Here is a 21,699-nt window from a genome sequence, read left to right on the forward strand (position 1 = left end):
CCGTGGAATGACGCCTAGTAGGCCGGCCCCGGTCCTGTAAAGTAAAAAATTCTCCGACGTACGAATCGGGTATTCTTCGGGTATTCTATGGAATACAGGCACCCGGGTCTTGGGTGTACTCGAGTTGCGTGAACAGCGGGGTGTTCCAGAGACCGATTTGTGCCGCTTTGGCCCCCTTTTCGAGGCGTTCATAAAATGGAGAGCGCTGCGAACGGTATTTCACGTAGTGGTATCCGATACCTAAATGAATCGCCATCGCGACCAAGTCGCGGCCGTAGTGCGCTTGTTCGGGATCGGCGGTTGTGGTGCGCAGTTGTTGCTCCCAACTGGCGGCGCGCTCTGCCATCCGCTCCGGGGAAAACAGGCGCCGCGGTTCGGACCATAACGCGGGATCGACCAACGCCGCTGCCGCGACGCCTTGGGGCCCGCGCGTGCGCCACATTTGCAGTGCAGTCGCCAGTTTCGTGTCTTGCGCCACTTGTTGCGCAAAGCGCGCGCGTAACGCGGCTCCGTCGGTTGCCATTAATTGCGGCAGTCGCTCCCGCATATATTGCGACAGCAGCCGCGCGTCGGTGACTTGTGGCGTCCCGATCCAGCGGCCGTAATTGTCGACCATGTTGTACATCGTGCACGCCTCGCCGCTTCCCTGGTTGTAGACGTAGCCGGCCGCGAGTTCGAATCGGCCGCCCCGCGCTTGCATCCACTGGGCCGCATCGCGCCACACCAAACCTGCGAGCTCACCTTGGTATTGCATGCCTAGTCGTAGCGCCTTTTCCCATTGCGAGCGCTCGGTTCCGCCGCGCACCGCGCCGCCTGAACCGGCGTAGCGACTCGACAGTCCTTGGAGCTGGCGATCCAGCTTTTGTCCACTGACTTCCGGGGCGTCGAAGGCCGGAAATCGCACCGAGGTCGTGAACGGTTGCGTGGTATGCGGGAACTGCACGTGAAGGCGCCAGGTATCGCCGTCGTGAATATTCTCGACGAACGTGATCGGAAACGGTGCGGCTGTTTCCAATTGGCGCGCATTGCCGAAGCGTAAGTCGGCGTTGCCGAAAAACCGTTCACGAAATAATTGCGCCGTGGGCGCGGCCAGCCGTTGGTAGCGGGCCAACGCCGTGGCCGATGGGGATTGATTCGGATCGAACCGGCTGCCGCTCAGAACGAAGGTCAGGAATCGGTAGGCCTCAATCGCCGTAAATGTGGCGCGATCCGCATCGCCCTCGATCGTGACGCCGCCGTTGCGCAAGTTGGTCCATAAAAATCCGGCGGCGACGTCTTCCGAGACACCGCTCCGCTCCGCCAATGCGCGGGCCAAATCCGCGGTACGGATCGATTGCAGCGGAAAGATCGGACCTGTTGCTTGAGTCATGAAACGCTCCTTGGTGGGGTTGGGGAGTGCACACGCGCCGGCAGGACTTCGACCGTCCCGTGGAGGATGACCGGGAGATGATCGCGGACGGTCCAGCCGAATGGAAATTGGGAGAGGATGCGCGGCGTGAGCGAGCCATCGCTGCGCACGATAAATTGTCCTTCGCGTCGCTGCATCTCCACGGGATAGGGTTGGGCAATGACCACTGCATCCTCCGGGACGCGGTCATTGTCAGGAATCGGCAAATGCAGCACGCCGTTTGGTGGCACTGGGAGATCGTGCCACGGAATCAGTTGTGGCGCGGTCCGCGCCATCCCGCGCTCCCACGCCGCGCGACTCACGATCGCATAACGGATCCGGAGTTGTTGGCGGGGCTCGGGACGGAGCCGATCCAGCGCGAACTGCGTCCCGCGCTCCACTTTACTAAAGTGCCGCACCGTGTCGCCGTTGCGGCTGGTGAAGTCGATCCATTGTTCCTCCAACAACGGCCGTTTGAATTCCACCGACTGGAAACGCAGCGTCGCGGTTCCGCCGGGCTGCACGCCGATCGGCGTGATCGCCGTCCCGTTCAATGTCAGCGCGCTTTCGTGGACCGGTGTTCCCGCAGCGCGTTCCAGCAAGGCCTGGCCATTCACCCAACGGAGCGCCACCAAGTGCTCCGTGTTCAATCGCGTGGTCCTGAGCGTCGGCACGTCGGTGGGGCCGTAATCGCGGTGCAACACGGTCAACTCCCAGCGTCCATGTCGTTGCCGTTCGGCGGTGGGCAATGTGGAGAGCCATTGCATATCGACGTCCGCACCGAGGGTTGAGGCCACGGGGCCGACTTGATTGAGGATCCAGCGGGGACCCGCCGCGTCGTCCAAGCGGAAGGCATTGCCCCAATCGGTCGTGAGGTTGTCGTGGTATTGGAACAATTCCGGGAGTGTGGCGCCCGCGACGGCGTGATCGGACGGCGCGCAGCGATCCGCATGATCGGCCGACGGGGCCGGTGCCGCAGCGAGCAGGCTGGTGCGTGCCGCGCCCAGTTCACCATGCAACGGCGGTGGTTCGAAGAGGAAAGGGATCGTGTGTTTGCGCAGACTGCTGACCAAGTCGCGCGAGACATCTCGTGCCTCCCCTCGCACCACAGTGCCATCCGGCAATACGCGCGGGTCGGTAATGGCCACTTGTTTACCGAAGTGGAGCGTCGCCCACGTGGCACGACTTTGCCCCAAGAGTTCCAGGATCGTACTCGTGTCTTGTCCTTCCAGTCGCAGCGAGATCGTGCGCGTCTCCCCGGGGGCCAAAGTCACCGTGAACGGGGTCGGGAGATTGGGTGGGAGGCTCGGTTGCGTGGCCGGCACGGCCTGTTCAGGAACGATCGTGACCACACGCTCCGTGCCGTCCGCATTGGCAAAACGGGAGGCCACGGCAAACGAGGCCCCACTCAATTCCACCGCCTGTCGGCCGGTGTTCTGGATCTTGAATTGGATCGAAATGAATCCCGACCTTACGCCCAATCGGGCCTCTTCCGTCGTTTCTAGCTGCCGCACGCGTTTCGCCACGCGGTCCATTTCCGCTTGGCTCTTCAGATCGTATTCCAGTGCGTGTTTGGCATTGAGTCCCAAGACATCGCTCCGTTCCTGACGGCGTTCCGTTTGCGGACTGGTCCCGCCGCCTGCGGGCGCGGGGGTGGCGGATTTAAAGGCACTGTTCAGGTTTAAGCCGCCTTCGATCGACAGCAGTCCGCTCATCCGAACGTGGAAGCTCTCTTGCAAATGGAGCGTGGCGGTTAGTTCCGTTGCGCTCCGACGGATCGTCGATGCCGACAGTTCAGGCGTCAATCCGACGGTCAGTTGTTGATCGGTCATTTGGAGCAACGGGACATCGGCAATCCGATCCTCCGCCGGGGATTCGATCAATAAATCGCCATCCATGTCACAGGCCGGTGCGGGAGCGGAAGCATCGGTAGCGACGGTCGCAGTGTCGATCGCAGCCCGCGTCGGCCGCCACAGCGCCGCCCAAGCGCGCGGCGACGTGTGTAACCAGCGGGGCCATGGGGTGACCGGCGCTGCGGCGGCCGACGGACGCTGTGGTTTGCGGCGTGGGCTCCGTTCTGTTTCGCGTTGATCGGATCTGGTCTGCGGCACGGCACGAACGACGGCAAATGATGACATGCGTCCTCCCCCGGGGCGGTACCACTGCATGAAAAGCGCGAGCGCTCGGCTTCATAGCACATCGTGACGCTTCGTGTCAAAAATGTTGCCTCGTCGTGGGTGAACCTCTCAACAATTTTCTCTGTTCCGCATTGCAACTCGGCGAGAGGTGAAGGGCTTTATCTGACAGCAAATAATGATTAAATAACGATTAGCGAGGATGTTGCCGAACGCAAATTGGGGTGGGCCTCGCAGGAGGAAAATAAATGCACGGGTTCCAATGGGATAGCGCGGTGCGTAATTTTTGCGTTGTGCAGTGCGTTAACTTCTGGCATTTCCTTCCCCCATTCCAGTGCACGCAGTTGTTCAACCAAAGGGGGAAGCGATGCGCATTACCGCAGCCACAGACAAGAATACGGTCGCAAGCGTTGGGGAGACGGGCCTGCGGCCCGAGGCATCTCGCAGCAGTGTGACGCGAGAAACGATTGCACGCAACGCCGCCGCTCCACAGGCGGCACGGCTGCTCGCCACGTCACCGCGCGCGGCACTGCGGCGGAGCGCGCAACGATGGGCCACGCGTGCGCCCGCATCGGTCGTGACCAGCGCATTGCGCGTGCCGCTTCCGGGAGGCGCGCAGGCCGACGTGACCGTGCGTGCCCGTCGCACGGGCGCTGCCACGCCGATGGTCGATCCCGCAACCGTTCGGGAGGTATTGCGCAAACGCTTGCCGTCCGTCGTCGTCGTCCGCACCGAAAAGGGGCTCGGGAGCGGGTATTTCATCGACGCGACGTCGTATCTCCAATCGTTGGGCGCCGATTTCCAAGTTCCAGCGGGGAAAATGTTGATCTTGACGAACAAACATGTGGTCGAAGGAGCCGGTGGACCGGGAAAAGACCAAGTCGATGTGGATCTCTTCGATAAGCGAACGGTGAAAGGGGAAGTGCTGGCCGTTGTCGATTCGGTCGACGCGGCGCTGGTGATGATCGATCGTGTCGGATCGTTTGCACCGATCCCGGTCGGTGATCGCAGCGCGCTGGAGCGTGGAGATCCGGTCCTGATCCTCGGGCATCCGCTCGGTCTCAATTGGTCGGTGACGCAGGGGATCATCAGCGATCCGGAGCGCGAATTCCCCGGCATCCCGGTGCGGGTGATTCAAACCGACGCGCCGGTCAATCCCGGCAATAGCGGCGGTCCAATGATCTTGCTCGATCGCGAAGGGCGCGTGATCGGCACCAACAGCTTCAAGATCAATCGGCCAGGCGTGGAAAATATCGCGTTCGCGTATCACATCGACGATCAGTTGAATGGTGTGGTGCAGGCCTGGATCGAGCGGCGGCGAGCGAAAACGACCCCGGTCGCACGAGTGGCTTAATCCACGTCCGGCGGAGCACCGTGCGTGGCGGTGACCGTGGTCGTGATCCCGCCGCGCACGGTGAATGCCAACGTCACTTCTAGCCACTGCGGGGCGATTGCGTGGACGAGATCGTCTAAGATTTGGTTTGTGACGGCCTCGTGGAAGGCCCCTGCGTTGCGGTATGACCAGAGATAGAGTTTGAACGATTTCAATTCGAAACAGCGCTCCGCCGGCGTGTACTGCACCGTCACCGTGGCGAAGTCGGGTTGCCCGGTCTTCGGACAAAGGCAGGTGAATTCGGCGCATTCACACGTGATCACATACGCCCGTCCGGGGCGCGGGTTGGGAAAGGTCTCGAGCGTCTTTGTCGGTTGTGTGGACATAGCGGCGCGATAAAATGCAAAGGGCAAAATGCAAAGGGCAAAATGCAAAATGGGGAGCTGGTGCGAATTTGGATTGAGTCGGCGTGGGGGCAGTGCTATCCGCGGATTCTATGATTATCGGACTGACCGGCAAGAATTGCGCAGGCAAGGGAGAAGCCGCCGTGTATCTCCAATCGATCGGGTATCAGTATTATTCCCTGTCGGATGCGTTGCGCGAGGCAATGCGGGCGGCGAATATCCCGATTACGCGCGAAGCGCTGATCCGTTTCGGCACGGAGTTTCGCACGCAGCATGGGCAAGGGGCGTTGGCGGAGCGAGTGTTGCAACAGCTCGATCCGGAAAAAAACTATATCGTCGATTCGATCCGTCATCCGCATGAAGTCGCGGCGCTCCGGCGACGGGCCGATTTCGTCCTGCTCTGTGTGACCGCCGCTCCGCAATTGCGCTTCACGCGTATTAAGGCGCGCGGGCGGGAAAACGATCCGGCTACGTTTGAAGACTTCACGCGCTGTGAACAGGCCGAGAGTGACGGCGGCGCTCCGGCATCGCAACAACTCGACAGCGTGATGGCGATGGCCGATCACGCCATTGAAAACAATGGGAGTCGGGAACAATTCCAAGAGCGGCTGCGCGAGTGGGTGCGGGTCGTGGCCAGTAATCACGCGCGTCCCGATTGGCATACGTATTTTATGGAGATCGCTAAAGTGACGGCGCTGCGCAGTAACTGCGTGAAGCGCAAAGTGGCCGCCGTGATCGTGCGTGATCGGCGGATCGTGAGCACCGGCTACAACGGGACGCCGCGTGGCATCACGAACTGCAATGAAGGCGGATGTCCCCGCTGCAACCACTTCGGTCAATCCGGCAAAGACTTGGAGGCGTGTCTCTGTTCGCATGCGGAAGAAAACGCGATCGTTCAAGCCGCGTATCACGGCATGAGTATTAAAGGGGCCACGCTCTATTCCACGTTTTCTCCGTGCCTGCTCTGCACCAAAATGATCATCAACGCGGGGATCACTGAAGTCGTTTACCAAACCGCGTATCCGCTGGAACAGGTGGCGTTGTCGTTGTTGCGCGCTGCAGGGGTTTCGGTCACGATGCTCGAGGTGTAATTACGCTTCCGCTAAGAAGTCCGCCAGTTCGTCGTGTCGGGCCTTCGCGTCGTCGTAGCCGAGTTGGCAGAGGGTCTTGAGATAATCGGGAAGAAAAAGAAAGTAACTGAGGAACTCCTGACCGCGATGCATATCGACATCGAGGAGTTTCAGTAACATTTTTTCAAACGCGGAAAAACCGCGCAGTCCGCTGGGACTCGATAACACTTCACCGAAGATTTGGCGCACGTCGCGACTTGGCGAGATCGCGAAGACCTTCAGCCGTTTCAAGCCACGACTCGCGACATCGCCTTCGATTCCTTCCTTGCGCAGCCACGTGTTGATTCGAGTGAGAAAATCCTTTCCGTAGACCGCTTCTGCCCATTCGATCACGCGATTAATGCGGGTCATTTGTTTGATGTCGTATTCGAGGCGATCGAGGAAGATCGAACTGAGGATGGTGCCGAAGATTTCGCCCAGCGTCGGTGGCGTGGTCGGTGCATTCGGTTGGCTGGTCTGTCCGTTCGTCATCCCCATATGCGGATCGTGCATCCCGACAACCAGCACGCGATCCGCGCCCATATGGATCGCCGGAGACATCGGGGTGTTCAAGCGGAGTCCGCCGTCGGCGTAATGGATCCCGCCGATCTCCACCGGCGGAAAGAGGATCGGGATCGCGGCGCCGGCCATCACGTGTCGCCAATCCACTGGACCAAAGCGGACGACGTAATCGCCGTTGTACGGAACGCTCTCGTGTTTATGGATAAAGAACTCCAGCCGACTGGAGTGCATATTGGTGAGTGTCAGGCTCACGCCATGGACGATTTTCCGTTCGATGTTTTCGTGCATTTTGCGCCACGCGACCATGCGTTGCAGGAACTTCGGAAATGGGGAGGTGTCGACTAATCCCTGAAAATGGATCCCGCCGCTCGTTTCTCCTTCGCCCGGGGTGCGGCGCAGTAAATTGACGGTCATCCCGGTGACGGAGCGGGTCAGCAGACGCGCAATGGCGGCCAAGTCGCGGCGATAGATGTTTTCTTGACGGACATTTTCCCAGGCCTTGCGAATCAGGGTGCCTTGGGCCTGTGGATTTTCGGCGTGACTGGCGAGGAAGCAACTATTGAGTCCTCCCACGGAGGACCCGCAATAGAGTTGAAACGCGCGATTGCGGACCGATGCCGGCAACGCGGTGCGGAGGTAGTGGACGACGCCGGCCTCGTAGGCGCCACGTGCGCCACCGCCGGAGAGCACAATGCCAAAGGTCAATTCCTGCTTCGCCATCGGATTCAGTGTAACACGGCGCAGCAAGAATCAAAAATACTGAAATCATAAGAAAATAATCATGCAGAGGGTGACGCTGCTTCATGATGCCGGGAGAAAAACGTCCAGATCATTTCATTCGCCGGGATCAGCGGAGCCGCAGTGCCGATCAGACGTTCAGGAAGAATGGGTCGGCCGCCGGGCCAGACGTGTCCCATTCCGGCAATCGTATAAAACAGCACCTCGCTCTGTCCTCGGCCCGGACCGAAGCGGAATGCGGAGACGCCGTCGATATTGGTGCTGTATGGCGTCGGTGTTGGTGGGCACCCCAACAAAGCGGCCCACTGCGCCACCGAATCGGTAACTGGCGGTCGCGGACCCATCGCACCCCACGGCAGAACGAGGTCGCCACCGGCGAGCGGCGTGACCGGGTCGGCGCTGCCGATCAGATAAAGGAGCGGGATGGGGCGTGGCAGGCAGTTCGCCGGGACGGAGAGGTATCCCGCCACGCCGGCGATCGCAGCGATCCGTGCCCCACGTTCTACGCCAAACCGGAGCGTCATCGAACAGCCGTTCGAGATCCCAACCAGATAAATGCGCTGCGGATCAATTGGATGCTGGCGGACGACGTCGTCGATCACTGCATCCAGGAAGCCAACGTCGTCGATCTGCCGTTTCCCGGAATGGAATCGGCCGGTGCCGTCATTCCAGGTCTGTGGATTTTTCAAGAACTGTGGCGGGCGCGTCGGATCGGGGCGAGAAGCCTCGGGAAATGCGAGATAAAATCCATATTTTTCGGCGGTCGCGGCCCAACCGGTCTCCTGCATCGCATACCGCGCCGTTCCCCCGGCGCCGTGGAGCATGATGAGCAGCGGTCGTGGGCCGGCTGTGCCGTGCAGGGCCGTTGGGGTATGGAGCAGGTAGTGGCGCGGCTGCTCGCCGACCATGAGGATGCGGGCCTGGGGCCGTGGGTGCATGTGTTCATGCTGTTGATGATTTAAAAAAAATACGCAACTTATTCGGTGGAAACTTCGATAACCATTCTACCAGGAGAGAGTGCATGCGGGTACGTTGTGGTGGAGGGTTGAAGCGGCTGGTTGCGGGGAGCGGGTCGTCGCGTCAGGGGCGGAGCGTTGCGGTTATCTCGCCCCCCAGACCGCCTGATCTGCTTCGCTTTGCGCGTGACACTGGGATTGTAGCGGGCCCCCGACGTGTTTGGCAAAAAACCCCAGGACAATCCTTTGGTGCTGTTGTAAAGTTCGGCTCGTACCAGAGCGGTCGGGGGGCGCGGGGACCTATGGGACCGAAAGGAGGAGGCGAGGGGCCGTCGGATCTAGTCGGGATCGTCCTGGGGGCGAGTGACCCGGCGCAGCGACAGTCACGGATCGAAAGATTTATCCGGACCTGGTGTCAGGAACTGAGCGTTTTGCACCCCGATCGAGAAGTTGCTGCGATACACGACTCCCTTGTTGCGACCCCGCAATATTTTCACGAATGGTTCTATCACGAATGCGTGTTGAACATTCCGTTGGCCAGATTGGTGGGTGTGACTTGCAATCTGATCGCCCAGGACTCTCCGTTGCGGAACGATCCGGAAATGGAGCGTTTGATGCAGCAATGCCTTACAGCCGAGAAGTTCCGCAGCATGTTGCCGACACTTCGGAGCACGATTGCGACGGCGTGGGAGCAATTTCCTGATCCCCGCACGAGCTTTGCTACGGAGTGGCCGACTATCCGGGAACGCATCAAGTCGCTGCCAGTTCTGGTAGTAGAAAATCTCCGAGCCAAAGGGCTGGGCGACGTAACGCTCTTTTTATTGCACCGCTTGGGTGTGACCACTCGCAGTTATCCCGGGGCGGACTGAGTTCCAACCCAACAATGCCGTTGTCGACTCGCGCCAACTGAGTCCGCTATCGAACACTACATGTTCGGACCCATCACGCGTCGCATACCAGTGTCCCTGCCGTTTTATCAGGATCGTGTTTTCGTAGTCGCCGTTGGGGAGTTGAACCACGACCTTCACATGCCTGGTCCGGGTCCAACGTGTGGCCTCTTCCGGGGATGACGAGGTATCGGTGAGTGCGCCGAGCTCTGTGATGACCTGTTGAATCAGCTGATCACGGTGCCGAGCAGTCGAGAGGGGGCGATTCCCACTACCATCCCGGAACGTGAGAATGACCAGACCATCTCCGTCGGCCCCGCGTCCCTCCATAAAATCGTGCTGTGTGACTTGTCGAAAGGCCCTCGCCAGTTCTTTATTGAACGGTCGTGTCGCATCGAGGTTCTTGGTCTCCACGGTCAACTGCCCGGTCACTTGGCCGTCGGCCCCGATCGCTTGTACCACCCACTCCGGGACGAGGTTACGCCCATCGCGATCCTCAGGGGGGATGGTGATCCGATACGTCCCTGGCGTTGCCGCACATTCCTTGATGGTGTTCAGTAAGTGCTTGTATTCGGCCTGCGCCGCACGATCCCCACTGATGGCCTTGTAGATGATCCCGACCGGGGCCCCGTGCACAGTCACAACCCCGGAGCCGGTGGGCGTCGGCTGTTTGCCGAGGAGGCTGTTGATGTTTTGCAGTGCGTCATGAATTTTGTCAGCATGGAACTCGTTTATCAGCCGGACCCACTCAAAGGCATTGTCCCCAGTGGAACGATTATGCCAGTTCTTTACGCCGAGGGGGCCGTTGCCGCCGGGGCTCTCCGAAAAATTCCCCATGTTGGATAAGGCCTGCGTGGCAATGCTCGGCCCGTCCGGAAACTGGTCAACATAGTCTCGCAGACGTTCCACAGTCCCGATCCATTGTTGATGCCACTCTGCTCCAAGATAGGGATCGAGCGCCGCCCGTTGTGCCGCGTATCGGGCACGTGTTGCTTCCGCCGCTGCCCGCTCGTCGACATCTAATGTCTTTGCGAGTTGCGCGGCTGCTTTGGCCTCTTTTTCGGCGAATGTGCGTTCATAAGCCTCGGCGTGTCGCATCGCCGTTCTCCATAAGCGGCCGATGCTTCTGACTTGTGGGTCGGTTGGACCGGTAATGCCGATGGCCTGACTTGCTTCGAAGGTCAGATATTCGATTACGATCGGCTCTAAGACATTGCGGGGGAGCGGCGGGAGCTTGGGCCTCTCATAATGTGGGGTGTACCCTTTCTCTCGATTGAGCATGATCTTGCCAGACGGAGTAGTGACGACGATGCGCTCCGCGCCGGCCCACAACGCCTGTCGTGTCAAGCCTCCGAGGGCATTGGCTAACTCTGGCGTGAGTGGCGGTGTTTCAATCTCGACCACGGCGCCGCGCAACTGTTCCGGCGGGAGGGCCGCCGCGACTTCGACAGCAGTACGAAGGGGCGCGGAGGGATCTTTTGTGGCTTTGCCGTTGGTCTTATTCGTGATGACGACGCGCCGACCGGTGCCGGCGCCTGTGACTTGGATGCGTCCTCCACCCGGTAAGTCGACGAGTAATTCTCCAGCCGTTGCCGCTACGATACCACGAGCCTCCCCGTTACCAAACCCATTGACTGCGGTCCGTCCTTTCGTGAGCACGACGGTCTTGGCTGGGTCCACAGTATTGCTGCCATTGCGCATGCGTAATATCACGCGTCCGTCGGCAGGGAAGGTTCGTGGTGCGAGTGTTGCCACTGCCTTGTCGAGATCCGCACCGGCTCCAAAATCGAGGGTGAGGGTGTTGCCGTCCTGTGAAAAATTTTCCAGGCCCGCGGTTTCGAGCGCTTCCAGTCGCCCCTCCAAGTGAGCAAGCAGGAGCGTAGCAGTGGTTGGCGCCGCGGGCTTCGGCGCAGCAACGGGCGCGGTACGGGGTGCAGCAGGCGGGGGCGTCGATTCGACACGGCGTGTTGGTTCGGGATGAGCGGTCGGCGTGTCCGTAGCGCGTGGGACGCTGGGCGGTGGTGTGGGCGCCGCGTGCTGGGCGAGTGGCGGCGTCGGGCGCCCCGTTATGCCTGCGGGCTGGGCAACGGGAGCAGGGGATGGCGGGGCCGGGGGCGGTGCAACGGGTTTAGGCGCGGCTGCAACCGCCGGGGGTGCATTTGCCTCCGGAGCGAGGTCGTGCGCCCATCGATTCAATTCGGTCGTCGCGGTGTCCAAGTCGCCACGTCGAATGGCTGCAATGATATCGTTATTCGCATCGACATGGTCGTCTCCGCATCCTTGCGCCCGACTCTGATCCCACAGGGTTTGCCGCATCTTGGCCAGCGCCCGTCCTGGTTCGATCCCGAGATTGGTCGCGACGAAACGGTCGACTGGTGTCAGCGCTGCCGGCGCGGGTGGCGCATTGGGCGGCGGTGCGGTGGCAATGGGCGCGGGGACTGTGGCGGATGACAGTTCCCAGTCGAGGGCCTCCGCCCATTCGTTGAGGCGTACTTTAGCGGCCTCGAGTTGGCCCTGCCGAATCATGGTATCGACTTGCCGGTTGGTAAACTGGTAGTGGTCTTGCTCCTCTCCTGTGGCGTGCCAAAGGGTGCTGCGCAATTGGCTTAATGCATCGGCGGGCGCAAGCTCCGGATGCGCTTCGAGGAAGGCATCGACGCGGGAGCGCCCGCGGCCGATGGTGCCGAAGACCAGCGGCCCGGCCGCGAGGACATTCCCGCCGCCGATCGCGTGGGCCGCGCCGCTCAGTGCGCCAATTCCGCCGATCACCGCGGCCACGGCCGGGAGGTACGGTTCGAGGTGGCTGAGCCACGGGGCCAAGTCAACGATGGCCGAGCGGGCTCGGTGGAGCAAATCTCCCAGCAGTCCGCTGTATGAAGTGGCCGCCGGTTCGTCGGTCGGTGTTGTACGGCGCGGGGCGGGGCGGAGCAGGATGTCGTCCGTGTGGTCACCGCTCCCGCCGCGCCGGGGGACGCGATAGACGCCGTGGCCTAAATCTTCGGCCCCGAGCCGGGTCAGTTCACCGGCCAGAGCCGCCCTGAGTTCCGGATCATATTCGTATTCCCCATCCCGTTTGACGATGCGGCCGTCGCGGAGCGCGCTCCACCAGACGTTCGCATGCTCGAGCGTTGCCTCGGTGGCCTCGATTGCGGCTACGTCCTGATTGAAGTTGGTGACCCCAGCCGGCGAACCGGCTAATTGCGGATAGTGGCGCAGTAAGGCCTGCCGCTCGCGCATCAGTCGCATCAGTTCACGATGGGTCTGTGTGACTTGGCGCAAGCTCTCCGGCCGCGTTCCATCCGGATCGCGTTGCACTAGTTCCGTCAAGGACCTCATCGCCGCGGTGGTTCGCTGTTCCAGTTGAGTCAAGCGGCCGGCCAAATCAGTGCCGAGTGTGAGTTTCAAGACGCCGTCGCGCGCGTGGGCCAGCCAGGGGCGGGCCATCGCGTTGCCGATCTTGAGACATGTCAGGAGTTGCGTCTGGTATGGTATTGAAGTGGTTGTTTCATCCAGAACATGTCCCAAATCGACAGGGTGCCCATCGGCTAATGTGCGGGCAGTGTGATCAATCGGTGTCCAGATGAAGAGCATTGCCGCCAGTTCGGCGGCATAATCGGCCGCGCCCCACGCCACGCGGTTTCCAAACTGTTTCCCCAATTGGGTCATCCGTTCCACGATGCGGGCCTTCGCCACCTGATTCAGCACGAGTTGTCCGGCCCTCATGGCCAGCTGCCCTTCATTGACCAAACCGGTCACGGCCTGTTGATACAGTCGTGCCATCCGCACGGACTGCACGCCTTGGCCGACGAGGCGAATAAAGCGCGACATCCCCCAGAAACTGCCGACTTCGAGTGCCCAACCACTGAGACCATCGGGCAACGCGTCGCCAAATGCGGCATGGTTGCCGAGTTGGATTAACGCCGTCGCGCTGACGATTTCGGTAGCGCTGGCCAGGACCGGAGCCGCCTCGGCGAGTCCGAGGGCGAGCGTGGTTCCTTCCACACTGGCGGCGGCGAGTGATGCGAGGCCACAACTGCCGATGATAATGAGCGGACCGAGGAGGAGGCGGGCAATTAAATCGCGATCGAGGCGGTCTTGATATTCGCGAAAGATCGTTTGATGGCGGGGCGACTGACTGGCCTGCAACACGAAGGCATTGGCCCGGCGGAGGTGTTCAGTCGCAGCTGTAAAGTCGCCATGCGCCATCGCTGCGCTGGCCTGATGGCTAGCAGTGCGCGCAGCGCCGACATATTGCTGCAGCAATGCCAAGCTGCGGACGTAGCCTTCGGCCCCATCATTGCGCAGATACAAGCCGACACCGGTGTACATTTGATCGAGGTCCGCGATCGCTTGATCCATCGTGCCAATGTCAGCACGGAGTGTGTCTCGCTGTGCGGTAGCAGCGGCCTTGGTGTAGCGGGCAGCGCGGGATTCGGCCGAGAGTGCGGAGTCGGCGAGCGTCTCCTGGGCGGCGGTCCAAGTCACGGCCCACCCCATCGGGCCCGACGCTGCCAGTGTCTCGATGGTGTCGTGTTGCCCGTTCATCACGTGGGCGCGGGCCGCGGCCGGGAGCGCTGATTCGAGGCAGTTGAGATGGTCGGCGAGTGTTGCGAGTGTCGCAGTTGCTGTGGTGTCACTGAGGTGTCCGGCGGCAAGCTTCAAGTCGTGTTGCACGGCCACCAGTAGGCCACCAGGATCGGAGGCGTCGATGAAGGCCTCGTTGGATTGTGCCGCCCGATAGGCCTCTTCGTTCGATGAGTCGACGGTCTCGAAGCGGCCTTCATCACTGCGAAATGCGCTATGTTCCACCGATTCGATGGTGCGCCGGGGGCGGATCCACGGATCGAGCCAGGTGTGCAGCAAGCGGGTCGGTTCTTGGGGCCATGCTTCGGCCAATGTTTTGAGATAGGCGTCGCGGGCGGCCGGGGTCTTGACGGCGTCCGGGTTTGCGAGCAGTGCAATCGTCAGCAAATTTTCTGACGTGGGTGCCGATAGTACGCGGGCACGCAACGTGTCGAGTTCGGTCGCCAAGCGTGTGGCATGTTCGCGCGTGACGGCCAGATAGGCCTGTACTTCCACGGCCGTCGGGGGTGGAATACGAGCGGCCAACGCGGCGGCGCCGGAACGGAGGGCCCGGAGTTCCTGCATGTCGTGGAGCGCGGCGGTTGGCATGCTGAGGGCCGTCGGGTCGGCGTCGGGGGCGGAGGGCGTTGCCTTGGCCTCGGCGGCGCGGGTCATCGCCTGGAGGGTCGGTATCGCGGCTGCACGCCTCCGGGTCTGATATGTCAGGAAGTCGTAGCTCCCATACAGTTCGAGTGGGGCATCGCTGGGGCCGCTGTCGGGGTTCACGGTCGTTACCAGGTCGAGTTCCGTGAAGGCATGGTCCCACGCGACTTGGGCGGTTGGATCGAGATCGATATATGCACGCATCAGTGGGAATGAGCGCAAGAACTCGACCGGATGCAGGGTGTCGGCGTGTCGCCAGTCTTCTTCCTGGATGAGTCGTCCCGTGCACGGACTCATACCGACCTCTTCGGGTAGGCCATAGTCGCACAGTCCCAAGTTTCCGGTGCTAGTTTGATCGGCCCACCCGATCGTGACGCCCACCAACGGCGCGACGTGGGCCTGCAGGCGAGCGCGATACGCAGTCACCGCAGCTACGTGTTTGCTCCAGGTCTCCACGGTCGCGATATGGCGACGCACGGTGTCGCGTTCTTGGTCGTTATCTGCTGCGACGGCGCGCAGCCATTCCTCGCGGACTCGGACGCTTGCGGCGCGGACCTGTGGGCCCTTGTCGTGTGGCGGCGGGAGCGGTAGCGTTAGGATCTGTTCCAACGTCGCGAGGTCGTCGGCGGCTTGCTCGACTTGGAGCCGCAGCCCTGCCACTTCGGCGTCGGACGGCTGTTCGGCGTCGGCCAAGTCCGCTAATCGTTCCCGCCAGACCGTATGCCTGGAGCGAAGTTGGGCGATAGCGCGTTGTTCCGTTGCGGTGAGTGCCGCGTCGGGTCGTTTCGTCCCGCGCGTTGTGATGCGCGCTTCCATCGTGTCCAGATGTCGGTCGAGTTGCTGGACGCGTGCCGCTAATGTAGTCGCCTCGACGGTGGCGGGGTGTGGCGTATGTTCGGACGTCGTGAGTAAGAGCCCCGCCACGTCGCGTTCGATAGGGACCGTGTCACGTGTGACCCGGCGAGCCCCGCCGGTCACCGGGGCCAACAATGCGGCCTCGTGGCCGGGCTGTGCCAAGCGGCTGCGGCGTACCTCCGCTTGAAAACGCGTTACGTTGGGATTGCCGAGCCGTGCTGCTTCGCTCAACAGTTGGCCGGCGATATCGAGTTGCCCGACGGTTAAATAGCAGTCGGTCAGGGCATCGCGGTATAGGCCGGTTTCGGGCTCGAAGACCAGCGCGGGACCGACGATTGGGTCATCCAGGCCGAGTCGGGGCGGTGCCAACGGGAGGCGTAGTTTCGCCGCGGTCGGTGTTGAAAGTTTTGTGTTTACTACTGGTCTGGGCAGTCGGCCACTAGGTTGCCCCGGCCGCGCCCCCAATTGAGACCGTGCCTTGCCCCCCCCTCCTCCCAATTTTCTCGGCCCTCCGCCCATATATTAATGTTGTTTGAAAAGGGGCATGGATGACCACATGACATCCCTCCAATTGTGTTATCGGACGTAAAAACCCGTTGAGTTGCTAAGATGTTAGCGAAAGGGCGCGGAGGGTGCGGTGGGTCCTGTTTCGAGCGGATGTTGAATGACATGGTGGTAGATATTTAGAATCATTTAGTAAAATGTAGGTCATCAGTCGAAAAGTTGGGGGAGTGGGGTAGGGGCGCTGCAATGCAAGCACAAAGAAAATTTTTTCCCCTTGCCGAGTTGTTGTGTGTCGCATAGGAGCGCCACCCTTATGCGAACTTTCGGTCCTCATAGTGTTCCTCCGTCACGTGCCCTGGCAACATTGCTGCGGGTCGACCGTTCTCTTGTAACCCCACGCCCAACCGGCTCTGTGGGGTGGTCCGACCGTGCCGCACGGGTGTCTGGGTTCGAGCGTCAGCCGCATGGGCGGTCTTTGGCGGACCAAGATGGGTTGGATTTGGCGGTGCGGCGGCAGGGGATCGCCCGAGGGCGGGCGTTGGCGGCAGCGGCGAGACGTTTTGCCAGTGGCGTACAACGCTCAGGCCTGATGAGTCAGCTGACGCCGCTCATGCGGCCGGCGCTCATTTTTGCCGATAAGGCCTATCGGTCCATGGAAGCCGTGCTGGATCGACTTGCGGGCATGGTCGCTCGTAATGAATGGCAGATGTCGAGTGAATTTACCGCAGCGGCGGAGTCTGCCATCGAGCAGTGCAGTCAATTGCGGGCGCAATGGAGTTGGTGGTTGTCGCAGACTGGATTCGATCCGGCAGAAACCGCCTTGTTCCATCTGTTGTACACCTCGTGGGCACAGATTCAATCTACGGCGCGGCTCTATCACGTGTTGGCGGAGTCGGAACATCCGGAACAAGAAACCAGGTTGGTCGCGTTGTTACGCTCTCCACTGATTCAAGTGCAAGGAAGTGCCGATCTGGTGGCCTTAGTGCCGCGGGCGCGTCGTGAATTGGCGCGTGCGTTACTCGACGATCTCACGACCCGTGCCCAATCGATCAGCTGGGTGCCGGGTGGCACGGAGTTGTGCTTCGCCATCGATGCCGGCGCCGAGCCGCGTCCGTTCGGTTATAAAGACGAATTGTTGTTGCCGTCGCCGCCGGTTCCTCGGCGTCATCCGTTTTGGCGCGTGTTGTATCACTTCGCCGGATTCGACGTACGCATCGTCGAAGAGGATGACGCGACGCTGCATGTTGCATTGCGTTGGCGCAAGCCGAATGAAATGACGAATTGTGCTTGACGAATATTGGTGCGTGTGGGAAACGCGCGCCCCGCTTGAGTTGAGTGGCGCTGTTATAGAGTAAAGTGTAGCCGTTTCCGGAAAGCCTGACGTTTGCGATCGTCGCTGGCACCGTACGGACAGACAAAACAACCCCGTGTTACGAAAGGAGCGAATGACTATGTCATTCCCAACGAGTCTACTTGTTTCCGTCGCCTCAGCCGTCACGACCCGCGGTCCCCGCGATGACCATGCGGTCGCAGGTGGCAAGGGCAAACCGGACCTCACGCACATCTTACCGGCCAATACCGATGCGCTGCTGGCGCGGCTGCAGAAAATTCTCGCCGGCCGTCGCGCCGGGCCGGTGATCGATCCAATCCTGGCCGCCGATCCGGACGTGGCGGGTGCCCCGAAGCCGGTCGCTGCCGGCCCCGTCATCGGTGGCAAAGGCGACGCGTACGAAGTGCCACAGCCCGTGCCGGCGACTGACGCAGTGTTGCCCGGTCCCTACACGTTAGTGGCGTGGACCCAATCCGGTGTGAAGGTGAGCGGGACGGCACCCGAGGGAACCGAAGCGCAGCAAGCCTGGGAGCAGCAGAGTCTCGTGTTGGCGTTCGAAGCCATGGCGGAAGTGGCGAAAGGCCTGCGCGTGGCCAATAGCGCCCCAGTGGCCAAGGTCGATCTTCCGGTGCAATTCAAAGGCATGGCGATGATGGTGTCGATCCGCGACGAAAATCTCGACGGGAAGCCGGAAACGATCTGTCTGCAGATGAACGAAGGCGCGCGTCGCTTGTTCGTTGTTGCGCGCGATGTCAATGTCTTCGATTTGGCCGGCTGGTAATCCGCATTATTTGACCTTGCTCCCGGCCGCAACCGGCCGGAGCGGGGTCAGGATGCTGACTGTCGCGGTGTCGCTCGCGGCCAACAGCATGCCTTGCGATTCGACCCCGCGCAGTTTGGCCGGCTTGAGATTGGCGACGACGCAGATCTGTTTGCCGATTAACTCCTCCGGTGTGTAATGCTGGGCAATGCCCGCGACCAGCTGGCGTTGTTCCGTGCCGAGGTCGATCTGGAGTTTCAGGAGTCGATCGGCATTTTCCACACGTTCCGCGGCCGTGATGGTCGCAATTCTGAGCTCCACTTTACCAAACTCGGTAATGTCCATCAGCGCTGGTGCACTGGGCGCTGTCGGTTCCGCGGAAGTTGCGGTTGGTGTGAGTAGTGTGGCTTCGGTCATAACGTGTTTCCCTTTCGATTAGGCCGCGAGTTGCGCGAACAAGGTCTCGCAACAGAGTTGTCGGTTGATGGTGGTTTGGGTGCATGTCGTGGTGGTGAGAAACAATAATTGTAATTCTTGGCTGAGTCTGCGGGCCGTGCGTTGGGTGAGGAGCGTCCGTAATGAGTCGGTGGCCGGCAGCCGGATCTCCGCCCGGCCACTGCTGACCCGCGTTGCCAACGCGTCGCGCCAGGCGACGCCGGCGACTTGCAGTCGCCATAGTAACGTGTCGAGATCTGCGGACCACCGTTCCGCGACATCGAGCCAGCGCGCCGTGGCGGTTTCCGTGAGCACCGTGTGTAAATCTTGCAACGTCTCCGCAAAAATTTCGGTCGGGAATTGTAACGCGCGTCCCACACTCCCTTCCGCAAAGAGCGCGCGTTGTCGTGCTTCGGCCTCATCGAGGCCTTGGCTGCGCAGATATTGCGTCAGCAGCCGCGTCGGGAGCGGCAGAAAGCGAATTGTTTGGCAGCGCGAACGAATCGTCGGCAACAGCCGTTCCGGCTGAGCGGCAATGAGGATGAGATGGGTCCGGGCCGGTGGTTCTTCCAACAGCTTCAACGCGGCATTCGCGGCTTGGTCCTTGAGGCAATCGGCCTCGTCGACGATCGCCACTTTCCGATTCCCTTCGAGGGCATGCAACTGCAAGCGTGCTTTCATATGGCGAATTTGGTCGACGAGAATTTCGTGCGTCGCTTTGTCCGGCAACGGCGCGGCCGATACGAGATCGGGGTGAGTTCCGGCGCGGACGCGTTGACATGCCGAGCACGTTCCGCACGGTCGCTCGGGGCCGGTCCCGCACAACAACGCTTGGGCAAGGGTGCGCGCCACGTGCCATTTGCCGACTCCGATCGGTCCGGCAAAGAGATACGCAGCGGCGACTTGGTCGTGTGCAAGTGCGGCGCGGAGCTGCGCAATCGGCTGTTCATGCCCAACGATCTCACTCCACATAACGGTCGATCCATTGCATGACGAGCGTGTGAATGCTGTTTGCCGATGGTGTGCTGTCGATGAGTTGTACGCGGGTCGGTTCCCGTGCGGCCAGCGCGCGATAGGCCTCGCGGACGTGTTCATGAAAATCGCGCGTTTCTTGTTCGATCCGGTCCGGCGGCGTGGCGCGACCATGCGCGCGGGCCAGCCCGACCGCGACCGGGAGATCGAAGAGCAGCGTGAGTTGCGGCCACGTCTGTTGCGTCGCGATGCCGTGCAGCGTTTGAATGCACGCGTCGGAGAGTCCGCGAGCAGCGCCTTGATAGGCCGTCGTGGCGTCTGCGTAGCGATCGCACAACACCACGACTCCCCGTGCCAATGCGGGGGCGATGACCTCCGCGACGTGCTGTGCGCGGGATGCGGCATACAGCAACGCCTCGGTCAGCGGATGCATGGCGGTCTGCGTGGGGTCGAGCAACAGCGTGCGGATGGCATCGCCCAGCGCAGTGCCGCCTGGCTCCCGCGTCGTGACGACGTCGCGTCCCCGTGCGCGCAGCGCCTGCGCGGCCATCGCGAGCTGGGTCGATTTCCCGCTCCCCTCGATGCCTTCAAAGGTAATGAAATGTCCGCTCACAGGCTTAACAGGAATTCGCACAAGGTCCGCAATGGCGCGCCGGTGCCACCGCGCGAGGTCAGCGGTCGGTCTTCATCGCTCCAGGCGGATTCGGCGATGTCGAGGTGGATCCATGGGACCTCGCGCACGAACTGGCCCAAAAACAGCGCGCCGGTAATCGTGCTTGCGCCGCTCTTGCCGCAATTGCGCAATTGTGCCGGTCCGCCTTTAAAGCCGGCCAGATATTCTTCTTCCAGCGGCAGCTGCCACATAGCCTCGCCGGCCACTGTGCTGGCGGCCAGCAGTTTGTTGATCATCGATTGCGCGGTGCCGAGCACAGCGGTGTAAATTTCGCCTAACGCGTATTGGACGCCGCCGGTGAGCGTGGCGAGGTCGATCAACAATTCCGGTTCACGCTCGACGGCGTAATCGATCGCGTCCGCCAACACGAGCCGGCCTTCGGCGTCGGTGTTGACGATTTCGATGGTCTTGCCGGATCGGGCCGTGAGGATGTCGCTCGATTTGTAACCGAGCGCGTCGACCATGTTTTCCGTGCTGGGGATATAGGCGTCGATCGCAATCGCTGGCTGCAGCGCGGCCATGACTTGCATCGTGGCCAAGACGACCGCGGCGCCGCCCATATCGTTTTTCATATCCCCCATATGTTTCGACGTTTTGAGATCGTAGCCCCCGGTGTCGAATGTGACCCCTTTGCCGACCAGCGCCACGCGCCGTTTGGCTTTGCCTTTCGGGGTGTAGCTTACATGGATAAAGATCGGCGGTCGCGCGGAGCCTTGATTGACGGCCTTCAAAAGGTGCATGCGTTCCGCGGTGATTTGGTCGCTGTCGAGGATCTGACATTTCAAATGGCCGCGCTTCGCGACGAGTTGCGCTTGTTCGGCCAGATATTGCGGCGTGCAGACATTGCTGGGCAAGTTGATCCAATCGCGGGCTTGGCAGATGGCGCCGGCGACGAGCGCGCCGCGGGTGAATGCGGCTTCGAGTGCGTTGCGGTTCCCTTTACTGACGGCGATGAAGGAGGTGAAACGCAACGGCTTGCGTTCATCTTCCGGTTTGAAGGTGTCGAAACGATACTGTCCGAGCATCAGCCCTTCGATCAATGCTTGAGCGCGTACGGCCGGCTTCAAGCGTTGCACGGATTCTGTTTGCATCAGTCCGGCCGCACTGCGCGCCTTCACTTGTTCCGCGACGCGTGCCAACGTGACGCCGAGTCGCCGCCAGGTGTTGGTTGTGCAACTTTGTACCGTGCCTCCACCCAACAACACGACGTGGCGCGCTTTGCATTGGCCGTTGGTTTCCACCAGACGGGCCGTGCCGAGTTCGCCGGTCAATTCTTCGCGGGTGATCACTTCGGATAATTTTCCGCCGAGGGCGCGATCCAATTCCACGCCGCCGTCACCGCGTTGTAATTGTGCGCGTGAGACACCGTTCTCTTTGCGCTGCAGCACGGTAATGGCGAGGAGATCGACGTTGCAAGCAAGGAGCGAACCGGATTGCACGAGACATTGCATAGTGGCGGAGTGCTTAGCGGGA

The 21,699-nt window shown here is 61.2% G+C and carries 15 protein-coding genes; 5 read left to right on the forward strand and 10 right to left on the reverse strand.

Translation table 11 applies throughout. From position 1 onward, the window contains the following. Nucleotides 1–85 precede the first annotated feature (85 nt). Together HY696_04840 and HY696_04845 are read right to left on the reverse strand one after the other, a co-directional pair. Entirely contained in the window at nt 86–1,369 is a 1,284-nt protein-coding gene (locus tag HY696_04840; GenBank protein MBI4237729.1) for a hypothetical protein, read from the reverse strand. Next, nucleotides 1,366–3,525, reverse strand: a complete 2,160-nt coding sequence (locus HY696_04845; GenBank protein MBI4237730.1) for a hypothetical protein — start codon at nt 3,523–3,525, stop codon at nt 1,366–1,368. The genes HY696_04840 and HY696_04845 overlap by 4 nt, the downstream gene beginning before the upstream one ends. Nucleotides 3,526–3,889: 364 nt before the next feature. Here HY696_04845 and HY696_04850 point away from each other — a divergent pair, with 364 nt between their 5' ends. Next, complete coding sequence (locus HY696_04850) at nt 3,890–4,876, forward strand: serine protease (GenBank protein MBI4237731.1); 987 nt, start codon at nt 3,890–3,892, stop codon at nt 4,874–4,876. Here HY696_04850 and queF read toward each other — a convergent pair. After that, a complete protein-coding gene (gene queF / locus HY696_04855; protein MBI4237732.1) occupies nt 4,873–5,241 on the reverse strand; it encodes an NADPH-dependent 7-cyano-7-deazaguanine reductase QueF in 369 nt (122 codons plus the stop codon). The genes HY696_04850 and queF overlap by 4 nt on opposite strands. A gap of 110 nt (nt 5,242–5,351) precedes the next feature. Between queF and HY696_04860 the strand changes: the two genes are divergently transcribed. Further along, nucleotides 5,352–6,350, forward strand: coding sequence for an AAA family ATPase (locus HY696_04860; protein ID MBI4237733.1), 999 nt, complete (start codon nt 5,352–5,354; stop codon nt 6,348–6,350). Here HY696_04860 and HY696_04865 read toward each other — a convergent pair whose 3' ends face one another. Together HY696_04865 and HY696_04870 are read right to left on the reverse strand one after the other, a co-directional pair. Beyond that, nucleotides 6,351–7,610, reverse strand: coding sequence for a patatin-like phospholipase family protein (locus HY696_04865; GenBank protein MBI4237734.1), 1,260 nt, complete (start codon nt 7,608–7,610; stop codon nt 6,351–6,353). It lies immediately after the preceding gene. A 59-nt stretch (nt 7,611–7,669) separates the two neighbouring features. After that, nucleotides 7,670–8,566 (reverse strand): hypothetical protein, encoded by an 897-nt coding sequence (locus HY696_04870; GenBank protein MBI4237735.1) that lies wholly within the window; start codon nt 8,564–8,566, stop codon nt 7,670–7,672. 320 nt (nt 8,567–8,886) lie between these two features. Between HY696_04870 and HY696_04875 the strand changes: the two genes are divergently transcribed. Beyond that, entirely contained in the window at nt 8,887–9,453 is a 567-nt protein-coding gene (locus tag HY696_04875) for a hypothetical protein (GenBank protein MBI4237736.1), read from the forward strand. Here the strand turns inward: HY696_04875 and HY696_04880 are convergent. Beyond that, complete coding sequence (locus tag HY696_04880) at nt 9,403–15,921, reverse strand: hypothetical protein (GenBank protein ID MBI4237737.1); 6,519 nt, start codon at nt 15,919–15,921, stop codon at nt 9,403–9,405. The two genes, HY696_04875 and HY696_04880, sit on opposite strands and share 51 nt — an antisense overlap. A 547-nt stretch (nt 15,922–16,468) precedes the next feature. Between HY696_04880 and HY696_04885 the strand changes: the two genes are divergently transcribed. Both HY696_04885 and HY696_04890 read left to right on the forward strand, forming a co-directional pair. Beyond that, nucleotides 16,469–17,347, forward strand: a complete 879-nt coding sequence (locus tag HY696_04885) for a hypothetical protein (GenBank protein MBI4237738.1) — start codon at nt 16,469–16,471, stop codon at nt 17,345–17,347. 160 nt (nt 17,348–17,507) lie between these two features. Further along, nucleotides 17,508–18,167 carry a hypothetical protein gene (locus HY696_04890; GenBank protein ID MBI4237739.1) on the forward strand — a complete coding sequence of 220 codons (660 nt, stop codon included), beginning with the start codon at nt 17,508–17,510 and terminating at the stop codon, nt 18,165–18,167. A 6-nt stretch (nt 18,168–18,173) separates the two neighbouring features. On the opposite strand, the gene metG is transcribed toward HY696_04890, so the two are convergent. The 4 genes from metG to HY696_04910 are packed head-to-tail and all read right to left on the reverse strand — an operon-like array spanning nt 18,174 to nt 21,677. Further along, nucleotides 18,174–18,563: a methionine--tRNA ligase subunit beta gene (gene metG / locus HY696_04895; GenBank protein ID MBI4237740.1), complete on the reverse strand. Its 390-nt coding sequence runs from the start codon at nt 18,561–18,563 to the stop codon at nt 18,174–18,176. An 18-nt stretch (nt 18,564–18,581) separates the two neighbouring features. Then, on the reverse strand, nt 18,582–19,553 hold the full coding sequence (gene holB, locus HY696_04900) for a DNA polymerase III subunit delta' (protein ID MBI4237741.1): 972 nt from the start codon (nt 19,551–19,553) through the stop codon (nt 18,582–18,584). Continuing rightward, complete coding sequence (locus HY696_04905) at nt 19,543–20,166, reverse strand: dTMP kinase (GenBank protein MBI4237742.1); 624 nt, start codon at nt 20,164–20,166, stop codon at nt 19,543–19,545. The genes holB and HY696_04905 overlap by 11 nt, the downstream gene beginning before the upstream one ends. Further along, complete coding sequence (locus HY696_04910) at nt 20,163–21,677, reverse strand: leucyl aminopeptidase (protein ID MBI4237743.1); 1,515 nt, start codon at nt 21,675–21,677, stop codon at nt 20,163–20,165. The genes HY696_04905 and HY696_04910 overlap by 4 nt, the downstream gene beginning before the upstream one ends. Nucleotides 21,678–21,699: the final 22 nt, after the last annotated feature.

Source organism: Deltaproteobacteria bacterium (genome assembly GCA_016210045.1).
In the GTDB taxonomy this organism is placed as follows: Bacteria; UBA10199; UBA10199.

Excerpts from the sequence above, each read along its gene's own strand:
- queF (MBI4237732.1), bottom strand. The coding sequence starts at position 5,241 with ATGTCCACACAACCGACAAAGACGCTCGAGACCTTTCCCAACCCGCGC.
- HY696_04910 (MBI4237743.1), bottom strand. The coding sequence starts at position 21,677 with ATGCAATGTCTCGTGCAATCCGGTTCGCTCCTTGCTTGCAACGTCGAT.
- holB (MBI4237741.1), bottom strand. The coding sequence starts at position 19,553 with ATGTGGAGTGAGATCGTTGGGCATGAACAGCCGATTGCGCAGCTCCGC.
- HY696_04860 (MBI4237733.1), top strand. The coding sequence starts at position 5,352 with ATGATTATCGGACTGACCGGCAAGAATTGCGCAGGCAAGGGAGAAGCC.
- HY696_04875 (MBI4237736.1), top strand. The coding sequence starts at position 8,887 with ATGGGACCGAAAGGAGGAGGCGAGGGGCCGTCGGATCTAGTCGGGATC.
- metG (MBI4237740.1), bottom strand. The coding sequence starts at position 18,563 with ATGACCGAAGCCACACTACTCACACCAACCGCAACTTCCGCGGAACCG.
- HY696_04845 (MBI4237730.1), bottom strand. The coding sequence starts at position 3,525 with ATGTCATCATTTGCCGTCGTTCGTGCCGTGCCGCAGACCAGATCCGAT.
- HY696_04890 (MBI4237739.1), top strand. The coding sequence starts at position 17,508 with ATGTCATTCCCAACGAGTCTACTTGTTTCCGTCGCCTCAGCCGTCACG.
- HY696_04865 (MBI4237734.1), bottom strand. The coding sequence starts at position 7,610 with ATGGCGAAGCAGGAATTGACCTTTGGCATTGTGCTCTCCGGCGGTGGC.
- HY696_04870 (MBI4237735.1), bottom strand. The coding sequence starts at position 8,566 with ATGCACCCACGGCCCCAGGCCCGCATCCTCATGGTCGGCGAGCAGCCG.
- HY696_04850 (MBI4237731.1), top strand. The coding sequence starts at position 3,890 with ATGCGCATTACCGCAGCCACAGACAAGAATACGGTCGCAAGCGTTGGG.
- HY696_04840 (MBI4237729.1), bottom strand. The coding sequence starts at position 1,369 with ATGACTCAAGCAACAGGTCCGATCTTTCCGCTGCAATCGATCCGTACC.